The 20049-nt window shown below is 57.6% G+C and carries 21 protein-coding genes; 7 read left to right on the plus strand and 14 right to left on the minus strand.

All coding sequences use genetic code 11. The features are described from left to right. Positions 1-14 precede the first annotated feature (14 nt). From BLU18_RS13020 to BLU18_RS13035, 4 genes are all read right to left on the minus strand, one after another. Entirely contained in the window at positions 15-1169 is a 1155-nt protein-coding gene (locus BLU18_RS13020) for a multicopper oxidase domain-containing protein (RefSeq protein ID WP_092635603.1), read from the minus strand. A gap of 328 nt (positions 1170-1497) precedes the next feature. Next, positions 1498-2226, minus strand: coding sequence for a CPBP family intramembrane glutamic endopeptidase (locus tag BLU18_RS13025; protein ID WP_092635605.1), 729 nt, complete (start codon positions 2224-2226; stop codon positions 1498-1500). Between the two features lie 100 nt (positions 2227-2326). Beyond that, positions 2327-2776, minus strand: a complete 450-nt coding sequence (locus BLU18_RS13030; RefSeq protein ID WP_092635607.1) for a disulfide bond formation protein B — start codon at positions 2774-2776, stop codon at positions 2327-2329. Beyond that, the gene (locus BLU18_RS13035) at positions 2766-3272 is read right to left on the minus strand and encodes a DsbA family protein (protein WP_218124108.1); all 507 of its coding nucleotides are present in this window, start codon (positions 3270-3272) and stop codon (positions 2766-2768) included. The genes BLU18_RS13030 and BLU18_RS13035 overlap by 11 nt, the downstream gene beginning before the upstream one ends. Positions 3273-3712: 440 nt before the next feature. Here BLU18_RS13035 and BLU18_RS13040 point away from each other — a divergent pair, with 440 nt between their 5' ends. The 5 genes from BLU18_RS13040 to BLU18_RS13060 all read left to right on the plus strand — a co-directional run bounded on the left by BLU18_RS13040 (position 3713) and on the right by BLU18_RS13060 (position 7668). Beyond that, complete coding sequence (locus tag BLU18_RS13040; protein WP_092635611.1) at positions 3713-4675, plus strand: transcription initiation factor IIB; 963 nt, start codon at positions 3713-3715, stop codon at positions 4673-4675. A gap of 273 nt (positions 4676-4948) precedes the next feature. Continuing rightward, positions 4949-5326: a winged helix-turn-helix domain-containing protein gene (locus tag BLU18_RS13045; protein WP_092635613.1), complete on the plus strand. Its 378-nt coding sequence runs from the start codon at positions 4949-4951 to the stop codon at positions 5324-5326. Further along, positions 5323-5601: a DUF7521 family protein gene (locus tag BLU18_RS13050; RefSeq protein ID WP_092635615.1), complete on the plus strand. Its 279-nt coding sequence runs from the start codon at positions 5323-5325 to the stop codon at positions 5599-5601. Before BLU18_RS13045 ends, BLU18_RS13050 begins: the two co-directional genes overlap by 4 nt. Before the next feature lie 60 nt (positions 5602-5661). After that, positions 5662-6261 (plus strand): hypothetical protein, encoded by a 600-nt coding sequence (locus BLU18_RS13055; RefSeq protein WP_092635617.1) that lies wholly within the window; start codon positions 5662-5664, stop codon positions 6259-6261. A gap of 69 nt (positions 6262-6330) precedes the next feature. Beyond that, the gene (locus tag BLU18_RS13060; RefSeq protein WP_092635619.1) at positions 6331-7668 is read left to right on the plus strand and encodes an arylsulfotransferase family protein; all 1338 of its coding nucleotides are present in this window, start codon (positions 6331-6333) and stop codon (positions 7666-7668) included. A gap of 99 nt (positions 7669-7767) precedes the next feature. On the opposite strand, the gene BLU18_RS13065 is transcribed toward BLU18_RS13060, so the two are convergent. The 6 genes from BLU18_RS13065 to BLU18_RS13090 all read right to left on the minus strand — a co-directional run bounded on the left by BLU18_RS13065 (position 7768) and on the right by BLU18_RS13090 (position 12934). Then, positions 7768-7971: a hypothetical protein gene (locus BLU18_RS13065; RefSeq protein WP_092635621.1), complete on the minus strand. Its 204-nt coding sequence runs from the start codon at positions 7969-7971 to the stop codon at positions 7768-7770. Positions 7972-8063: 92 nt separating this feature from the next. Continuing rightward, positions 8064-8981, minus strand: a complete 918-nt coding sequence (locus BLU18_RS13070) for a cation diffusion facilitator family transporter (RefSeq protein WP_092635623.1) — start codon at positions 8979-8981, stop codon at positions 8064-8066. A 154-nt stretch (positions 8982-9135) separates the two neighbouring features. Then, entirely contained in the window at positions 9136-9525 is a 390-nt protein-coding gene (locus BLU18_RS13075) for a DUF7996 family protein (RefSeq protein ID WP_092635625.1), read from the minus strand. Further along, positions 9518-12205 (minus strand): heavy metal translocating P-type ATPase, encoded by a 2688-nt coding sequence (locus BLU18_RS13080; protein WP_092635627.1) that lies wholly within the window; start codon positions 12203-12205, stop codon positions 9518-9520. Before BLU18_RS13080 ends, BLU18_RS13075 begins: the two co-directional genes overlap by 8 nt. Positions 12206-12331: 126 nt before the next feature. Further along, positions 12332-12520, minus strand: a complete 189-nt coding sequence (locus BLU18_RS15335) for a DUF7333 family protein (protein WP_092635629.1) — start codon at positions 12518-12520, stop codon at positions 12332-12334. 12 nt (positions 12521-12532) lie between these two features. Continuing rightward, a complete protein-coding gene (locus BLU18_RS13090; RefSeq protein ID WP_092635631.1) occupies positions 12533-12934 on the minus strand; it encodes a DUF7541 family protein in 402 nt (133 codons plus the stop codon). A gap of 138 nt (positions 12935-13072) precedes the next feature. Here BLU18_RS13090 and BLU18_RS13095 point away from each other — a divergent pair, with 138 nt between their 5' ends. Then, on the plus strand, positions 13073-13333 hold the full coding sequence (locus BLU18_RS13095) for a DUF7520 family protein (RefSeq protein ID WP_092635633.1): 261 nt from the start codon (positions 13073-13075) through the stop codon (positions 13331-13333). Between the two features lie 397 nt (positions 13334-13730). Continuing rightward, on the plus strand, positions 13731-15242 hold the full coding sequence (locus BLU18_RS13105; RefSeq protein WP_092635637.1) for a hypothetical protein: 1512 nt from the start codon (positions 13731-13733) through the stop codon (positions 15240-15242). A gap of 63 nt (positions 15243-15305) precedes the next feature. On the opposite strand, the gene BLU18_RS13110 is transcribed toward BLU18_RS13105, so the two are convergent. From BLU18_RS13110 to BLU18_RS13125, 4 genes are all read right to left on the minus strand, one after another. Beyond that, positions 15306-16376 (minus strand): iron transporter, encoded by a 1071-nt coding sequence (locus BLU18_RS13110; protein ID WP_092635639.1) that lies wholly within the window; start codon positions 16374-16376, stop codon positions 15306-15308. Positions 16377-16606: 230 nt separating this feature from the next. After that, complete coding sequence (locus tag BLU18_RS13115) at positions 16607-17668, minus strand: iron transporter (protein ID WP_092635641.1); 1062 nt, start codon at positions 17666-17668, stop codon at positions 16607-16609. Continuing rightward, complete coding sequence (locus tag BLU18_RS13120) at positions 17655-18962, minus strand: DUF7405 family protein (protein WP_092635643.1); 1308 nt, start codon at positions 18960-18962, stop codon at positions 17655-17657. The genes BLU18_RS13115 and BLU18_RS13120 overlap by 14 nt, the downstream gene beginning before the upstream one ends. Positions 18963-19067: 105 nt before the next feature. Next, positions 19068-20015 (minus strand): metal-dependent hydrolase, encoded by a 948-nt coding sequence (locus BLU18_RS13125; RefSeq protein ID WP_092635645.1) that lies wholly within the window; start codon positions 20013-20015, stop codon positions 19068-19070. Positions 20016-20049 lie beyond the last annotated feature (34 nt).

Genomic DNA, 20049 nt, shown 5'->3' on the forward strand with positions numbered 1-20049 from the left:
CGTGTAGAGCGCCTCTACGTGGAGTAGCCGGCGTACTCCATGAACTGGTTGAAGATGTCCGTATCCATGACGGACCGATAGACCACGCCGGTGAGCATCCCGCCGGGATAGAACGTGCCGTTCATCACGTGGTTGACCTTATGGCAGTGCATCAGGTAGATGCCGGGGTCCGCATCGGCAGTAAATTCGATTGTGTGTCGTTCAGCAGGGGCAACGTTCGTGACGTCCATGTCGTGTCGGGCAGCCTCCGGAATCGTCCCGCCGTCCTTTTCGACGCGCTGGAAGCGGTGGTTATGGATGTGCATCGGGTGCGACATGTACCCACCGTTGACGAGGTGGATACGAACTGAGTCGCCTTCGTCGACGATGATCGGCGACCCTTCTTCGGGGTGCAGCGTCCGGGGAGCGCTCTTCCCATTGACGGTAAACACGTCCGGGTTTCGACTTGCCGAATTGTAGGTGAAGTCCGCCTCACCGGCCCACTTCCGCGGAACCCGCGAATCCCAGTCTTTGACCGTCATGAAGTATTCGCGGTCCGCCGATTCGTAGCCTTCAGGATCTACTCGGTAGATCCCGTACATGCCCATGTCGATATGCCGGTGGGTCTGGAAGTGACAGTGGTAGAAATGCGTCCCCGGGACATTCGCTGGAATCTCGTAGGTGTGCTTCTCGCCCGGTGGAACCGTGATACCGGTCGTCGTCGGGACGCCGTCGTTCTTCCACGTCTTGCGCACGCCGTGGAAATGAATCGTATGGGCGCGTCTCCCGCCCGTGTTATCCAGTGTCACCTCCATTGCGTTGCCCTCCGTCGTTCGGAGTATCGGGCCCGGAACGCTCGGGGCATTGTCGTCGGCTTGGAACGCCCAGACGCGGGGAAATTCCACCGGCCCGCCCATCGTATCGAGGGGATGGACCGCGTGTCGGGCCTGCTGGGTTCGCATCGTAACCTTGCCTCCCTGGTCGTCAACGTCGACGACCGTTGGCGAACCGGTGTAGGGGAGGTCAGCCCCGCCAGACTGCGTCTGCGTGGGCGTATTCGTCCTCGCAGCCGCCGTATTCGTTTTCCCTCCGGAACAGCCCGCCAGTGACGAAACACCGGTTACGCCGGTTGCTGCGAGGAATTCTCGTCGTGACAGCCCCGTCCCAGGGGCGCCGAAACGTGTAGTCATGATACAGCCGATGTTTTGGCTGCCCTAAACATAGGCTGGCGGCGAAGTCCCAATTCACGGGACAGCGCGTGTATATGTTCGGCAAAAGTCGGATGGTCATAACAGCCGAACCTCTCTGCTTATACTGGCGGCGATCGTTAAATCGGTACTACGGAGCGGTTGAATGTCTACAGAGGAAACAAGCTGAGTACCTCGGGGGTCGTACGGAAATCTTCGATTTTCGTGATGTCGTCAGAATGCACCGCGTTCTGACTGCTAACCAGAAATCATAGGTTTCTGGTGATGACGTGAATCTCTGATCCCCGAACCACTTGACCCCCGAGACGGTTCACAGGCCGCCCGTCGCCGTCAGGTAGGCGCTTGCGAACTGGACCGCGTTGTACGCCCCGTGAATTATGGCAGGGACGGTGAGGTTACCGGTGTACTCGTAGGTTGCGCCCAGTACAAGGGCCAGAACGAATGCAATCCCGATGTACACAATCTTTCCGTCCCCTGTTAGTGAGAAGAGATGGATCGACGCAAAGAGCGCGCTCGCGAGGACGATCGCACGGGCCGGATGAAGCGTTTCTCGGAGCGTACCCTGTACCAAGCCGCGGAACAACAGTTCTTCACCCGGGCCGACTAACAGAAATGATAGCGGAACGAGAAGTAAAAATGCCACAGGGTTCTGCTGCCCGACCGTCACGACCTGATTCTGTGCGGACTCAAGTCCGAGCGATGAAATAATAGTCGACGCAACCACGAGCAGGCCCACGAGGGAGAGTATTCCGACGATGATCACGGCGACATCACGCTTGTCGGGAATCGTGAATGGGACGAAGCCGAAGCCGAGATCGCGGAATTTGACGTAGAGAACGGCGAGCCCTCCGAATGTTACACCTTGCAACAGGACCGTACTCAGCAGGAGTCGCCATGCTGGGCGGGACGCAACATCCATTCCAAGCGCTGTCAGGAGTGTGGTCACGGCGAGAACGACGACGGTTCCAATGACGATGGAGCCGTAGGTGAGCCCGACCGCGGTTACGACTGAACGAATCCGGGGTGTTGACTGTCTCATCTGTTGTCGGTAACGCTTACAAAACGGTGATCTGTGCTGGCCGTACAATCGAGTTCCGGTATCGCGACCGAGTCGGCGAGTGATCTGCAGTAGCTTTCTGTCATTCTACGTGGGTTGTTGTACTGTCTGTCGATCCGCTGTCTCCCTCTACTCGTTTCGTACAGGCGAGGAGCGCCCCCGTGATGAGACCGAACGCAAGCAATGAGAGATTCGGAATCGTGAATCCGAGTACCGGTGCTTGCCACTGGACGGCGGTACACGGGCCGTTGAGTGAACAGGTAGTCGACGTTGCCTGTAATACCGAATGATAGGCTGCGATTACTCCGCCGAAAACCGAAAACGGGATCGCAGTCCGCCAGACCGCCGGTCGGGATTCAATCGCAGCGACACCAAGCACGATGACGAGCGGATACATCAGGACTCGCTGATACCAACAGAGGTCACATGGTACTAATTCGAGACCGAGGCTGAACCAGAGACTGCCAACTGTCGCGATTCCGGCGATGAGAGTTACACTACCCAACAGCAGTTGGCTCCGGTTACGACCCATCTGTGAGTTGTTCGATGAGAGTGCGAGTCTGTTGTTCGTCGCTCAGCGGATTGACTGTCTGCCCATCGATCACGAGGGCTGGTGTTGCAGAGACCCCGGCGTCAACCGCTGCCCGACTCGTCTCCTGAATCGCTGATACGTACGCTTGCTCTCGGATCTTCGTCCGCATCTGTTCAGTTTTCGTTACTCCGGCCTCCTCGGCGAATGCGACGAGTTTGTCAGTGGTCGCCCACGTCTCACTCTCAGGTGGTTGGTTGGTGAAGACGTATTCATGGTATCGCCAGTAGGTTTCGGGGTCCACATTCCAGACTGCGAGCCCGGCTCGCGCCGCACGGGGGGAATCGGGACCCAGAAACGGCTCGCCGTCAATGGACGATAACGACCGAAAGCGCAGGCTGATGTCACCGGGCACAACGTAGTCCCTGATGATGTCGTTGAGGAACCCCGTGCTGAACTCCGCACAGTACGGACATTTCCAGTTTCCATAATAGGTCACCGTCGGTCGATCAGCTGTCCCTGTTCTCGCATAGGTGAACGAAGCTGGCGCACTCGGGATCGGGGCGTTCGCCACCGCGCCATCTACACTGTTTGATGACTCGTTGCGTTCACTCCCGAGACAGCCACTAAGTGCGACGATGCCACTCGTCGCGAGCAATCGGCGCCGTGTCACCGTCCTAAGTCCATTATCGGGCGATGAACGCCGGGTTGAGACGCGTTCGCTATCGGCCATACTCCGTGATCCCACTGTGAGGTAATTGATTCATTGATCGGATAGGGATGATCTCCAGTCGTCTCCCCCGTTGAAGCCCTGCTGACAAGGGTACGGGTCGGATTCCCATCGTGTGGGATTCCGCCATCTATTCATTTTGAAGCCATCCCACGGTATTGGCACAAAGACCCACTGTTTGTTGGAAACCGGTCCACTTCAGGGAACCTATGACACACCAAGAACATACCCACGAACGGTCGCCGGATGAACGTACTGCCGACCGGGAATCCGTTGCGGAAGACCAGTGTCCCGAGTGTCAAGGCTCTATCACCCAGACTGGCGATCGGGGTGAACGGACCTGTGAGAGCTGTGGGTTGGTTTTCGAGGAAAACTGGGTCGACCACGGCCCCGAATGGCGCGCGTTCACGTCGGAGGAACGCGATGAAAAGAGCCGTGTCGGTGCTCCGACGACGCCGCTACTGCACGACAAGGGGCTGAGTTCGACTATTGGCTGGCAGGACAGGGATGCCTCCGGACAAGCCGTCTCCGATCGCAAACGCGCTCAGTTACACCGTCTTCGGACGTGGGATGAACGGTTCCGGACGAAAGATGCCCACGAACGGAATCTGAAGCATGCGCTCGGTGAGATCAGCCGTATGGCGTCTGCTCTCGGACTTCCAGAGTCGGTCCGGGAAACCGCCGGTGCGTTATATCGGCGTGCTGTGGAAGACGATCTGCTTCCCGGTCGCTCGATCGAGGGAATGTCGACAGCGTCGTTGTATGCGGCTGCTCGACAGCACGGCGTGCCACGTCCGCTAACTGAGTTCGCGGACGTGAGCCGCGTCGAAAAAATTCGGATCCAGCGAGCATATCGGTTTCTGTCCCGTGAGCTCGGATTAGAAATCGAGCCGGAAGATCCGGCACGATATCTTCCCCAATTTGCGTCATCACTCGAAGTAACCGACGAAACGGAACGACGCTCTCGAGAGATCCTTGACGTGGCGACCAGTAACGCAGTTCATAGTGGAAAGAATCCGGCAGGGTTGGCGGCTGCTGCGCTGTATGCTGCGACCCATCTTACAAACGAGAAGCTCACTCAAGACGTAGTGAGTGATGTCGCTAACGTGAGCCAAGTGACTATTCGAAACCGATACCAAGAGCTACTCGAGGTGTATGGGAACCGTGAGTGATCGGTCAGTATGCCCGGTCAGAGTGCGGCGAATCCGTTTATTCGGCCCCGTGTGTTGCGACATTCGCCGTAGAGATGAGACGACAAGACGAAACTCGACATCAGGTACACCGACCTGCTAACAGTGCCATTATGCTCGTCGTTGCCTCACGCATTTTCCGACACCTCATTTGGTATGAACCGAGGATCGCAACAGGCCTTAGCTCCGTGCTGTCACGAGCCTATTCGAACGGAAACCAGACACCCTATCCCGACGTGCATATATGAACAACTAATGGGGGACGATTCAGCGATATCGGGGGACACGCAATCGGTTCAGGATGTCCTTGATGCGTTGGATGATCCCGACTGCCGGGCCATTCTCAGCAACACGGCCGAACCAATGACTGCAAATGAACTCATCGATGGCTGTGACATCTCGAAATCAACGTTGTATCGGAAGTTGAATCTTCTTAGCTCGGCGTCGCTCGTTCGTGAACACGATACGATCGGTTCCGGGGGAGGGCGTATCACGAAGTACGTGCGTGACTTCGAAGATGTACTGATCTCGGTGGAGGAAGACGATACGTTTTCGGTCACCGTCGAACGACCCGACCGGACCGCAGACCAACGGCTCACGGACATCTGGTCCAAGATGGGTGACGAACTATGAACGGGATCATCACGGCTATCGCCGCAACCAAGGCGATCATTCTCTTCTTGGGTGGTGGGATAACGTACATCGCCTTCAAGGCGTATCGGCGATCAGATGAGCCCTCTATTGGGGTTCTCGGAATCGGATTCGGCGTGATTACAGTCGGTGCGCTTCTCACAGGTGTCGCTAATCAATTCTTCTCCGTTTCGCTCGAAATCGGCGTGCTCGTCAATAGCGTCTTCGTCGCTGTCGGCTTGGCAGTCATTATGTATTCGCTCTATATGCAACGATGAGCGTACCTCGAATATAACCTCAGAGATGGTTCGTATTCCTCACGAAAGAGACCGCAACTAATGCACTCGATTACCATTCCGGAGGAGACCGATATTTCACGCGGGCAGTGGCAACAGGCATGGCATCCGACGGACATTCTGGTTCGATATTTTGTTGCTGGTTGTATCTTAGCCGGCGTACTCCTCCTTCCGCTCGCGTGGTCGATCGGTTGGTACTCACTGATCGTGGTCTCTTTTCCAGTTCTTGGCTTACTGCTCGGTTTGGTCATCTGGCGGCGCTCATACACCGCAGTTAATGACGCTTATCGAGATATTCTCGATGGAATCTGCGACTGGGATCGTCGAGGCGAAACAGGGGCAGAGGTATTTGTCTCTGCCCCCACTGGTACCGGCCAGCAGTATCGAATTGAACCCGCCGAAGAGTACGTACTCTTTTACGTCGAAGTGACGGATAGATACACCCTACTCGAAGAGATAACTGTTGATTTTGTCAATTTAGAACTGTCGACGAAGTCCGAGTCGGTCCCATATCAGCAGATCGCATCCCAGTCGTTCGAATCTGGCGTCTTTTCACTCGACTCGTCGAAGGGCAGTTGGCGCATAACTGGTCTTGAGAACGTATCCAGTGACGAGGTCGATCATACGTATGTCCAGAGATAATCCCTCCGTCTACGCTCAAGCCTCCGAAAATGGAAACGCATATCCAGACTTAACTGGCAAACTGCACTAATGGTTGCGTCCCCCGATATCTCTGACATTCGAACGAAGTTGGCCGCTACCTCTCTGAGCACACTCTTGGTTATCGGCGGAATTATCCTCTTCGTGGGAACGCTCACAGTGAGTGCCACCGTCGCCCCGTCGATCGGACAGACGACCACGGCCGACGAGCAGCCACGCACTCTCGTCGGCTCCCAGGGGGGTGGTCCGGGGTGGCACGAGTATGGAAGCGTCTATCTCCTCAACGGCACGAACACCACGTGGCGCGAGGGCAGTGCCGATAGCTACTTCGATGTGACGAAAACGGAGAATGGGACTGTTCTGGCGGGGTTCATGCACAGTGGATATTCGTCGTGCGGACCGTACAAATCACCCTGTACCCGAACGGGATTTCGGGTCATCGATCCGCAACCGGAGCCGACGGTCGTTTCGGAGTACAGCTTTCCGGTGAGAACGAGCAAGAACAGCGAAGTCCACGATGTCGAACCGCTCCAGTCGGGGGAGTATCTCCTGACGGATATGGAGAACGAGCGAATTTTCACCGTCCGTGACGGCGAGGTTACGTGGCAGTGGAACGCGAGTTCGTTCTACGGAGCACCTGCCGATCCGACGACGACCGATTGGCTCCATATCAACGACGTCGACGTCATCGACGAAAACCGGTATCTCGTTTCGGTACGTAATGCCAACCAACTTCTAGTCATCGAACGCGGTGAAGGCGTCGTCAGGGTTATCAACGAGGACACGACCGACTCGAACGACGCCAACTGCCAGAAATCCGGACAGTTAGCTGACTACGATAACGATGGAGAGGTTCGATGCGGTGATCCCGACGTACTCAATCACCAGCACAACCCACAGTGGCTCGGGAACGGCGCCGTCCTCGTCGCCGACAGCGACAACGACCGAGTCGTCGAACTGCACCGAACCGACGATGGAAACTGGGAGCCGGCGTGGACGCTGGAACGAGCGGAGGGTGTCGCGTTCAGCTGGCCTCGTGACGCCGACCGCCTGCCGAACGGGAACACGTTGATTACGGATACACTGAACCAGCGTCTCGTCGAAGTGAACGAATCGGGCACGGTCGTCTGGAGTGTCCAGACAAAGCGGATCCCCTACGAAGCGGATCGACTTCCGGCCGGCGAATCAGTCGGTGCGCCCCGATACACGGCAGACGCATCGGCGGGTTCCGGTCCCGCTGGCGACGTGCCGGTTCTCTCGCTCATGCTAGTCGGGCTTCGAGCGCTCGTCCCGTCTACCCCTTTCTGGTTCCGTGAACCACAACTCGGGCTGACGGTTCTTTCAGTCGCGCTGCTGTTCGGTGGGGCCGTACTGCGGATTCGCGAATAGGCTGTTATGATTGCACTCACAGCAGAATCGTCGTAACTGTCTGGGGATGCTCGCCGGACCGTCCCGGCGAGAATCGCAGATGATGTCCGATAATCCCAATCAGTAGGTGCTGGAACCGTCATCCTTCAGCACCATTCCGGCGAGGATGACGGCAAGGAGAGTCATGAGTCCGATAGAGCCGTTAATGAGTATGCTAACCATCGGGGATTCTGCCGGCTCCGGGTTCAGGACGTACGACACTGTCACGACGAGTAGGAGGATCAACACTACTGCGGCCATGCTGTTACCAAGTGCTTTATTCATATTCTCCGAATCCGCTTCAAGCAGTATAATTCAACCGAAATATGGTGCCATACCGGAGTCTGACATGACTTCTGTAGCGGGTAGATATCGGGCTAATGGCCATGACTCACGCGATCCCTCAGGTCGGGAGCGTTCTCCGCCTCGTCGAGGAGTTCCACGGTGGCGTGATCGACGCCCTCGGTTGCGAGTGTATCGTGTACTTGGGATCGAGTCGACCGTAGCTGATCCGGTGTGGTCGCGTTGGTCCGAAGCCGCACGGTTGCGACAGTCAACTGGCTACACACCTGCCAGACGTGGAGGTCATCGATATGTTCGACGCCGTCGATCGTTGCTAACTCCGATCTGATCCGTTCGGGTGATATCGGGCTTCGCTGTAGGAGGATCGCAGTACTGCCCTTGAGCACTTGTCCTGCTGAAACAAGAATAGAGACGCCGATCAGTACCGCAGCAACCGGATCTGCGATCGGGAGATCGAACACAGCGATAGCCACTGTCGAGAGAATCACGGCCACTGAGCCACCGGCGTCACCGAGGAGATGATAGAACGCCCCCCGCTCGTTGAGGCTCATCTCGCCGCCCTGGACGATGTAGACGGACCCGAGATTGACGAGTAGCCCCCCGACAGCAATTAGGAGTGTCATCTCCGGGTCGATTGCAACCGGGTCCACGAACCGCTGATAGGACTCCCACAGAATATACCCAACCATCGGTACGAGTAGCACCCCGTTGAGAAACGCAGCCACTGGCTCCAATCTGTGGAGGCCGTACGACCACTCATCGCCGCCTTCGAACCGCTCTGCGGTGTAGCTCGCCCCGAATGCCATGGCGTACGCGAGCATATCGAATAGCATGTGAAGCGCGTCACTGATGAGTGCGACCGAGCCGAACAACAGCCCGCCAGCCAACTCGACGAGAAATCCACAGAGATTGACGATGGCGACGAACGCGAGACGACGGGTACTACTGCCGGTTTCTGCCTCGTTCTCCGAAGTGTGGTCGTGGTGGGCCATCAGGAGGACTGTAGTCGATGGTTGCAATTATTTCGACTCATAGGGAGTATCGGACGTCATCGGCGACTCTCGTCGGGACGGTTCGGCGAGAATCTCGGGACAGTGACGATACCCCCATTAGTTGCGGTCGCATCTCCTCGGTCTGAATCTGACGCTACTGATCCTCCGGATTTTCCGACGTACTGCCGCTGTTCGTCGATTCAGTGCTGCCCGATTGATCACCAGTGCGGTTGTCATCCTCGTTCGGAGACGACTCCGTGTCGTCGGCTGTAAATACGTCCTGGTCTCTGGACCCGACAAGATCGAGCGGACGAAGCCAGATGAACCAGACGACGAGAACCGCCGTTCCATAGCCAACGATCCAGACGAGGTCAGCGACGAGGGGGAGGTTCGCTTGTTCGAAGATATAGACTCCGAGTCCGGGGCCGATGATCCCCACGAGGGCGACCAGTACGAACAGTTGCTGGGACGAGAGTCCAAATGGGTACCGCTTGGAGTCGGTTTCGGTGCTCCGGTCGTCCCCCATCTCCGTTTGTTCACTCATACTTTTCCACCATCTCCTCTTGGTCCCCGTTCCGTTCGGGAGTGATCCGAGAGAGTCGCATTGCGTTCCCGGTCACGGCCGTCGTCATCCCGGCGTCGCCGGCGAGGACGGCGAGCCAGATGGGGACGTATCCGAACGGGACTGCGACTGCCAGCCCGGCTTTGACGGCGAGACTCGACCAGATGTTCTGTCGGATCACACCGTTCGCGTCGTTCGCGAGTTCGTAGAGGTAGGGCAACTTCGAAAGATCGTCACCCATCAACGCGATGTCGGCGGTTTCCAAGGCGGTATCAGTTCCCGCCGCACCCATCGCCACGCCGACTGTGGCGGTGGCGAGCGCCGGTGCATCGTTGATGCCGTCACCGACCATCGCGACGCCCTCGTGTTCGCCGACGAGACTCTCGATTGCGTCAACCTTCTCTTCGGGGAGCAACTCGGCTTGGTACTCGTCGACGCCGACCTGCTCGGCGATTGCGCGGGCCGTCCGCTCGTTGTCACCCGTCAGCATCACCGTTCGGGAGATGCCGAGTTGCTTGAGTCGTGCTACTGTTCGCTCCGCTTCCGGACGGATCTCGTCGGCGACCGCGATGATACCTTCGAGTTCGTCTTCGGTTCCAACGAGGACGACGGTCTTCCCTTCTGCCTGGAGTTCGGGGACGGTCTCTTCGAGAAGGTCCAGACAGTTGTTCCGGTCACACATCTGCCGGGCTGTCTGTGTCACGACGCCGCCGTCAGTCGTCGCGTGAACGTGCGATAGATCGAAATCCAACTCCTCGAACAGTCCCGGTTTGCCAGCGAAGTGGGGCGTCCCGTCGAGGTCAGCACGCACGCCCTTTCCGGTGATGCTCTCGAAATCGTCGATCTCGCGCTCGGCGACGCCAGCCCTGCCCGCTTCGGCGACGATTGCCTCACCGATGGGGTGTTCACTCCGCTGTTCGAGCCCGCGGGCACACCGGAGGACGTCCTCCTCGGAGTTCCCGTTCAGCGGAACGACGTCGGTGACGGTGAGTTCACCTTTCGTGAGTGTCCCCGTCTTGTCGAAGGCGACGACGTCGACGGCCCCCATCGCTTCGAGATGATTGCCGCCCTTGATCAGAACCCCGTTCTTCGCGGCGCTGGTGATCCCCGACACCACGGAGACGGGCGTCGAAATGACGAACGCACACGGGCAGGCGAGCACCAGCAACGTCAGTCCGTAGACGACGGCCGTGGGCCAGGTCGTCCCGAGAACGTACGGGCTTGTCACCGTCGTCAGGATGGCGAAGGCGACGACGACCGGCGTGTAGTACGCCGAGAAGCGCTCGACGAACTGCTCGCGTTCGGTCTTGTTCGATTGGGCGTCCTCGACCATCTCCACGATGCGGGAGAGCGTGTTATCACCGGCCTCGGAGGTAACCTCCACTTCGAGATACCCCTCTTCGTTGATCGTGCCCGCGTACACCTCGTCGCCGGTCGTCTTGTCGACGGGCACGCTCTCGCCCGTGATAGGTGCCTGATTGACGGCACTTTCGCCGTCGACGACGGTCCCGTCCATCGGAATCTTCTCCCCCGGCTTGACGACGACCACGTCGCCGACCGCAACCTCGTCGACGGGCACCATCTCCGTCTGCCCGTCTCGCTTGACGACTGCCTCGTCCGGCGAGAGATCCATCAGTTCCCGGAGCGAGTTGCGGGCGCGATCCATCGAGTACCGCTCCAACAGTTCGGCGATGCTGAACAGGAACGCGAGGGTGGCGGCCTCGAAGTAGAGCGCCTCTCCGAAGGCGAGGCTCGCGACGAGCGCCCCGAGGATAGCCACCGACATCAGGAAGTCGATATCGAGGTTCAAATTCCGGGCCGAGTAGTAGCCGTTGCGTAGGATCTCCTGACCACCGGAGGCGACGGCGACGAGGAACAGTACGTCGGCAACGAGTAGCTCCGTACCGAGAATGCGTGCAACCCCTATATTCTGCCCGGTCAGGAAGAACTCGAAGAGCAATCCTATGGCGACGAACCCACCGCTGATCCACGTCTTGAGTGCTCGCGGGCTCGTCCAGATACTCTCACGTTCCTCGGTCGTTCCCTGTGGTACCGAGTCGTCGCCCGTCGTGTCTGTAACCTCGTACCCGGCACGTTCGATGGCGCTGACGATGTCGGTCTCTCCTGCCCTCGAAGAATCGTACGTGACGACGACCGTTCCAGTCGTCGGCTGAGTTTCGTATGTCGTAATTCCCTCGACCCTGTCGAGTGCATTTTCGATTTTGCCCGCACACGAGGGGCAATCCATTTCTGGAACCGTGAATTTCGAGGTCACCTCACCGGTATCCTCCACGGTGTACCCGGCCTTTTCAACCCGCTCAGCTATCGCGGTAGCACTCGTTTGCTCGCCATCGTACGAGACGGTCAACGTCCCTGTCGTCACTCGTGGGTCGACACGACGGATTCCGTCCAGCTTTTCGACGCTGTTCTCGACCTTCCCTGCACAGGATGGGCAATCCATCTCCGGGACCGAAAACTGTGCCACGTCCTCCCGATCTAGGGGTGGAGACCCGTCGTCGACGCCCCGGTCTGCGTGTTGGGCGTGCCCGTGACCGTCGTGGTCATGTGTGTGATCGTGCTCGTGAGATCCCTCTTCGTGCTCGTGGGTGTGATACGTTGGTTCACCACTTCCGTCGTGGGAATCGTCGTCGGATGAGGTCATTACTCGCCACTATCACCTACAAGTTTATTAAATCAGCTGTTACAAACTGGCCGATATACACCAATGTATAATAACTATCTCTGCTCGAATTATTAACTCGGCGTTTGTCTCATCTCAAACGCGGACCTAAGAACGATTTGCTCGATACTCACCGTGTTTGATCCCGAGAAAGAGCGTAAACACTCCAAACACGACGAGGCCGACGCTCACCATCATCACCGTACTGGTACTCATTGGGCTCATAGCCGTCCCCCCAATGAGGAGGACGAGTAGCAACACGAACGCTATTCCGGTCGTAGTCGTGTCGAATTTCATAATACGGTGTATTCAATCGGAGGTCGTTTCGGATGGTTCAGTTATTGATTCGGTTCGACGGCGCCAGCGGGCGATTCCGGCCCACAGGAGAGTCCCGACGAGACTGAGGGCTCCGGCGAGAACGACCGATTCTCCTCGAACCGTCGTTCCGGTCTGTTCTTCTACGATCAACGCGGCTCCAAGGACTATGAGGACGAGTCCTTGTATCCCGACCGAGACCGATGTTCGCGTCACGTATCCGGAGTCGGCGAGAACGCCGGCGACGGCTCCGACGAAAAGCAACAATCCTGCCACAGATACGGGTCGAAGCCCGAGGAAAATCCCTACTTCAGAGAGGGCGAACCCGACGGCGACCAGCATTGGCCATGGACTCGTTTTAGTAGCCGAAGTGGCGTTGGACTCATCTACCATCATCGGCAGTCCAACTCATTCAATAATAAAATATGCGCTAATTATTCGGTGCATTTTAGCAACAGTTGTTATTATATCCTCTTTCGATTATTAATCATATTTCATCCGTGCGCTTATACGCTCTCCAGACTACACCGGCACATGGACGATACGGTTCGTACCCGGAGTGGAAAACGGATATTCGGAGGCGTTCTATTCATTGGCATCCTCGTCGGAGGCGGTCTCGGCCTCATTATCGGGGGGAGTCCGGAGATGCAACACGTCACGCTTTTGAATATCGTCCGTCTCCATCCGACTTCGTCGAGTATGGCACTCTACGGAATGACCGTTGCTACTGTCGCTCTGTCCGTATTTTTCGGTCTCGTAGTGCTTCTCTCCCGCATGGATCAATCGAAAGTGTAGGCGTCGTACGAGGGGTACCAACATTCGAACGATCATCATCGACGCATCCGAATACGTATCGGCCGACTTCAGACGGGAGCGGTTCGAACGCCGAACCAGAACGGTTTCAATACTGAACATCGTACCCCACGACAACGTACTGATCTAATGTCACACACAGCAACGACCATTCCACGGAACGACTCACCCGCAGGCAAGTGTGACTACTGCGACCATCCATTTCCGACGACAGACCGTCTCGTTCTCCACAAAGGTCTGGAACATCCTCAGCAACTGGACGACAGCGAAGTGGAGGCCTTCCACGAGGCCCGCTCGAACGAAACGGACGAGTTACGCACACTGCGTCTGAAAGCGCTCGGAGCCCTAGTACTCCTGTACTTCGGCCTTCTATTCATGTATGCCATCTTCGCCTGACTCAGAGATGAACACCGGAGCAAGCGAAGGGAGACACACAGACCTATGTCTGCGGTCGAGGCTCCGTAATCGGGTCGTATCGAATACGAAGCTCAGACTCCTCGTTCAGTTTGTAACCTGGGTGGCGATACTGACGCTGTTTACCGAAACAGTCGTTGCCGGGAACGGAATGACCCTCTCGAAACAGCCCCGGGATACCCTGGCGATTCCCCGGTGGCTGTATCTTGCCACCGGTGGTGCCACGATAGGAGCCTCCGCCCTGCTTGCGAGTTTCGTCACTGATCGGGCGTTTATCCGTTATCTCCACAACTGGTCGCTCTCCGGGCCGACAGTCGATAACTGGCGAACGCCGTTCGTATGGGTTGGACGCGGTCTCGGAGTCGTCGTCCTCGGACTGGCAGTGTACCTCGGGCAGACCGGGCCGCAGCTCCCCACTGCAAGCTTCACCATCCTCGTCACGTTCGTCGTCGTTCGGGCAGGATTGCCGATGCTCACGTATCTCGGAGGCAATCTCTGGCCGGTGTTGAACCCCTGGCGTGGGATCGTTTCGCTACTCCCAACTGGATTCCGGACGTATCCAGAAGAATTAGCCCGATGGCCAGCGGTTGGTGGCCTGTTGCTTCTCGTGTGGGTTGAGGTAATTTTCCCAGTCAGCACGATCCCGTCAGTTCTTTCGATTGTGATCCTCGGCTACAGTGTCGTCACAATCGCAGGCGCGGTACTCGTCGGTCCCAACGCGTGGTTCGAGAACGGGGATCCGTTATCAGTTTTGTTCCGATTCTTCGGGGCTGTCGCCCCTGTAAAACGTCGGGATGGGAAGCTCACTGTGAAACTGCCCGGGAGCGACCTGACTGACGCAGACGTAATCACGGACACGTCCGATGTCGCGTTCGTCATTGCGCTGATCTGGGAGCTCACGTACAGCGGTTTCATCACGACGCAGACGGGCGTAGCAACTATCGAGACGCTCGTCAGTCTCTCCAATATCGGAGTGGGAGCCGTACAAATTCGTGCGATCCTCATCTACACGCTCCTTTTACTCAGTGGCTACGTCGTGTTCTTCGGCGCGTACTGGTATGCGGGCGTGCTCTCTCGGCGACGGACTGGGACATACATCTCAGCGAAACGCATCGCCTTTCGGTTTGCACCCTCGCTATTGGCTATCGCAGCGGGATATCACCTCGCTCACTACACCGGACTGGCCGTATCCCTCAGTCCGGCACTAGGGATGGCGATTGTTTCCCCACTGTCGCCTCCAGCGAATCCCCTGACATTGTCTCCACCTGGATGGTTCGAGGGCTTGAGTATCGCCTACGTGCTCGTTGGGCATCTCCTCGCTATCTGGGCAGCGCACGCGACCGCCTACGAACTCTTCTCGAGTCGTCTCGTCGCGATCCGGAGCCAGTACCCGTTCATTGTTGTGATGATCGGTTACACCGTCATTAGCCTCTGGATTCTCTCACTCCCAGGAGCGACGCCTCCTTATCTACCCTGATTCTGGTGGGTTCGAGGGTACAGCTGGTCGCACACTGGCTGACAGAAACCATCCTTCGGAACTTCACTCGACAGTGAACTCTATCGGGTCCATATCGAGGAACGCGGTTTCGTAGCCATCGTGCCGCGCCAGTTGGGGTGGTGTCTCGACGGTGAGTCTGACCGTATCGCCCGTCTCGAGTTCATCGAGACCCATCCCATAGAAACTCCCGAGGTCGGGATCGAGGGACGCTTGGAGTGTCCCTTGTGCGATTGCGTCCCCCCCTCGATTGAGTGTTGCTGAAAGAGCCATCCTCGGGAGCATCACGCGATTGTACGGTGTTCGAGGAGAGACGATCAGGAAGGGACCGTCACTATCACTAAACCGATGGTCACCGTCAACGAGAGCAACGAGTATCGTCGCATCACCGGATTGCCCTTCGTGGAGAAGTCGACCAGGAAGCTCGGATTTTGTCGGTACGACCGGTTCAGGGATCATTTCCATATCCATCAGATCGACTGTCCCACGAGTGCCCGCTTTTTCGCCTAACCGGCGAATCTCCAAATTGTACGTCTCATCCGTATCGAACGTGAACTGCATCGTGGCAGACTGCCCCTCTGTAAATCGCCCGTCGAATGGACTCGTACGAGCGGTCTGCAACGGGCCGACCTGGAGCGTCACATCGTACTGTCCTTCCCCCGGAAGCGCGATATTGTCGCCGTAGTGGAATCCCATATTCGGCGAGATCATCGGCCAGAGGTTGGTCGAGGACACTCGACCGTCGCTGTTACTGATTTCGACAGAGACGTCGATCGGGAGGATCGTCTCCGTCTCGGTGTCCCAAACACTCGCCATCAGATGCACCGAATCATCCGACTGAACGACGACTTTCGTCTTTCGTGAGCCAGTGAGGTTCCAGAAACGATGCGGGAAGGAGTGCATCAGCGCAAATCCGATGTCGCCGGCGGTGGTCGTCCCGTACATTCCCATCCCTTCGATGATGGCCGGATAGTAGACGGCGTCAGGTCGATCCTCCACGAGCGGTGGATCACGCCATGCAGACTGCGTCTCGAATCCGAGCCGACCCAAGCAACCAGAAAGCAGCAGTCCACCCGAGAGTGCGGCTCCCTGTCTGAGAAACGTTCGTCGATTCATCGTCCCATCTGTGGTGGTATGTTTGGTTGGTTCATATTGTGTCGACTTCGCGGTCATCACCGGAGGTATCTGTAACTGCCAGCCTCGGCCACTCTGTGACTGTCTACGCCAACCGAACGACGAAGCCAGTGAGTACCAGTAGGGAGACAATGCCGAGTAACGCCGCCAGTAAGAGGTGTTTCTCTTCCATAGGTCTAGCTTCGAATGAGATTCTAAAGACACCTTTGAAATTACAACGTCACCTGCACGTCTGGCATATCAACGAAGGCTGTCTCGTATCCCTCATGACGGGCCGTCTGCGGCGGTGAATCGACCGTAATCGTCAATTCATCGCCCGTCTGCACGTCTGCGACCGTCGTTCCGTAGTGATAGCGGAGCTCCGGATCGATGGTCGCCTGCAGAATTCCGTCGAATTCCGACGTACCGTCGCGTTGTAGTGTTGCCGATAGTGACATCATCGGCAGCATCGTCCGATTGTAAGGCGTGCGCGGAGACACAGCGAGATACTTCTGCTCCTCGTCACCACCGAAACGAGACGCGTCTTCGAGGACCGTAACCACGAACTTCGCGTCTCCGCTCTTCTCCGACCCACGCACGTTGCCGGGGAGTGCGTCCGGTGTCGGCACCTGCGAGTCCGGTAACATCTCCATATCCATCAGGTCGACAGCACCCTTCGTGCCTTCCTTGTCGTCGGGGATGTCCGTGTACGAGATCTCATTGAGCGTCGATTCGCTGAACTCGAACTCGAACTCGAACGAGGCGTTCCCCTGGTTCTCGGCCAGCGATCCGGTCCGTCGCGTCGACGGCCCGCCGATGCTGACCTCGACAGTGTATGTGCCGTCGCCCTGGAGTTGGGCGTTATCGCCGAAGTGAAAGCCCATCGGCTGAGAGAGCATCGGCCACGGCGCGAACTGATCAATCGACTCCCCGTTCTGTGTAACGGTGAGCTGTGGATTGATATCGGGTGGGATGATCCCCGTCTGTGTCTCCCAAACGACCGGCATGAGATGAATCGAATCCTCGGGTTGAATCTCGACCTTCGTGATTCCATTCGGCTTCATCAGCCAGAACCTGTGCGCATACGAGTACGTGAGTGCACACCTGTACCCGCCCTGTTCCTTCACCCCCGGCATTTTCATGCCCTCATAGTGGGTCGGATAGTAGACTGCGTTCGGCCGGTTCTCGGGGAGCGGTGGTGCCTGCGCTGATCGCGTCTCGAACAGGCCGGTACACCCCGCGAGTCCAACGAGTGAACTGCCCCCGACAATCCGAAGCACGTCACGACGATTCATGCGTCACCTCCTGTGCGTCTCCAGCCGGCTGTACATGCGGCAGCGCGCGCAACGACCGCGGAGGGATAAGGAAGTTACCGCGACGCTCCGTCCGGATATACTGCAGGATACCGTTGTTGTTCCGCTGACCGACGGCTGACTGCTCGGTAACATCAGTGCCGTTCATCGCTTCTCTCGTGTCGACGAAATCGGTGATCCCTCGCTGAAGCGCGAGGAAATGGAGACTAGCGGTTCCATCATCGGTAGAATCGAAGTCGCGCCGAAGGATGAGGGGCGAGTCATTGTCGTCGCGAGCGCGGGCAGATTTCTGGGAGTGACCGACGACGCCCATCTCGCGGGCCGTCTCATCCGTTGGCTTACAGTCGTCGATTTTGCTGCTGGTTCCGAGATTGTCTCCAGCGCCCTCGATTACGTCGTTCTGGGCGTGGTACGGACAGAACATCTTCGCCTCACGCTGCCAGCGATCGTCCTGATTGTACCACTGGTTGAGGTTGAGTTGGAGTTTGGAGATGTGCTGAGTCGTGCCACCGGCGAACGGTCCCGACTGGATCGTCACGCGATCTTCACTGGCCTGGTTCTTTTTGAATCCCGATTTGAATCCCATAAACAGAGGTGCGTCCTCGGGAACCTTATCGGCCGGAACACCCTCCGCATCGTCTGCATTCTCCGCCGGGAGTCCATCCCCGATAAATCCCGTTCGCCGGTCGGTGAGTGAGAAGACGTCGGTCAGTGCAGCGTCAGGCTGATCGACATCGTTGAGAGTCGATTTGTTCCCTTTGAGGGCTTCTTCGGCACCGAGCACCACCTGTGCCGTGTTACTTGCAAGATGGACGACTGCATCGGGCGTATCGAACTCGGGTTCCTCGAACGGAGCAAGTGCTTCCGGATCGGGGAGATCAACGTCTTCGGGAAGCGATTCGTTGAATCGGTCGAAGTATGCCGGAGAATAACTCACCGTGAGCAATAGCCCATCCCCGCTTCGCTCGTAGGCGTGTTCGATGCCACGGAGGGCTGTCTCAACCTGTCCACGGTCGTCTTCGCTCGGTTGCCCGTCTTGTCGGTAATTCAGATAGAGAAGCACGCGGTGGCTCGGAGCAACGACGTTCCCATGGTCGTCCCGTGGGAGAGCGTCGTTCCAAGCGTGTTGACGTTGTGGATACGACGAGAGATCGTCCGGGCCCGTCGGGACATCGACCTCTTCGCGCCCCAAACACGCGCTAAACGCCGATACTCCACCGATTGCGACAGCCGATTTGAGGAAGTCTCTGCGAGGAATACCCCTCTCGTCAGTCATAAATGAGATTGGGAACTCAAAGGAAAAGTCGTTGTGGTAGAGTTGTTGAAGCTGTTCGAATCGTGTCTTATTTTTTGAATCACCACTGTGAGAAGGGCGGTGTGGTTACGCGAGCAGTATCAAATACGTCACGGCGTACGCGGCGGCCGCGAGCGTAACGGCAGCCAGCGCAGTCGTAATAGCATCGATGAGCTGAGTCGATCTATCTTCTCGCCAACTCGAACGACCCGGAGTGCCAATAAAACCAACCGTGAGGACACTGAATACGAACGGTGATGCGGTCTCAACAGTCGGTGCAGGAATCGCGAAGATCGCGCTAGCGTACGCAATCCCCAGCGCTGCACGCCGATTGATATGCCGCTTGATGCGCCATCCTCGCAACCGTGCGACGACGAGGAACCCCGCCCAAATAATCGTGAGCTCAATGAAGAAGGCGCCGAGGAGATGCAGCGTCGGATCGGAGTTGAGGAGAATCCTGCCGTTCAATAAACCGGCTTCGATCGGAAGGGGATAGAATAGCGCCGGCGACGGACCAGCGAACACGTCGCCGAACGGATGTGATAAGAGCCCGAGTGCTCCAGCGCCAAGAACGGCCCTCGAACCGAGATCGACGCGCTCGGCAAATGTAACCAGCACGACTCCGACAAGGACGAATGCGGCGACTACAGCTCCCGGGGCGATCCCACTGACGACCGTGACGATAAGGGTCAGGCCGCCGAGGATGAGCCCACCGAGTGTGCCGGCTTGTGAGCCGTAGCGATCACGAGCACGCCACGCGGCAAACCCGATAGCTGCGAAGACACCGACAACCAGCGAGTGGGTGGCCCCGCGGTGGATTTCGTTTGCGACATTCCAGAACGCGTCGGAAGTTACGAATGCGCCCTCCAGACTGCCGACAAGCCCAACTACGGCGTACAGCATATCGACATCTGGGAGCGTCGCAAACGAGCCAGCCACTACCCCGATCGCAAGCGCGCGCTCCTCTGGCCACCCCCGCCAGGCGGCGACGCTTGCCGCTAGGACGAACGCAGCCAGAAAATGTCCGACAAACATACCCTTCGTATGTCGTCACGGAGCATAAGTATAG

Origin of the sequence: Haloplanus vescus, from assembly GCF_900107665.1 — an archaeon.
In the GTDB taxonomy this organism is placed as follows: domain Archaea; phylum Halobacteriota; class Halobacteria; order Halobacteriales; family Haloferacaceae; genus Haloplanus; species Haloplanus vescus.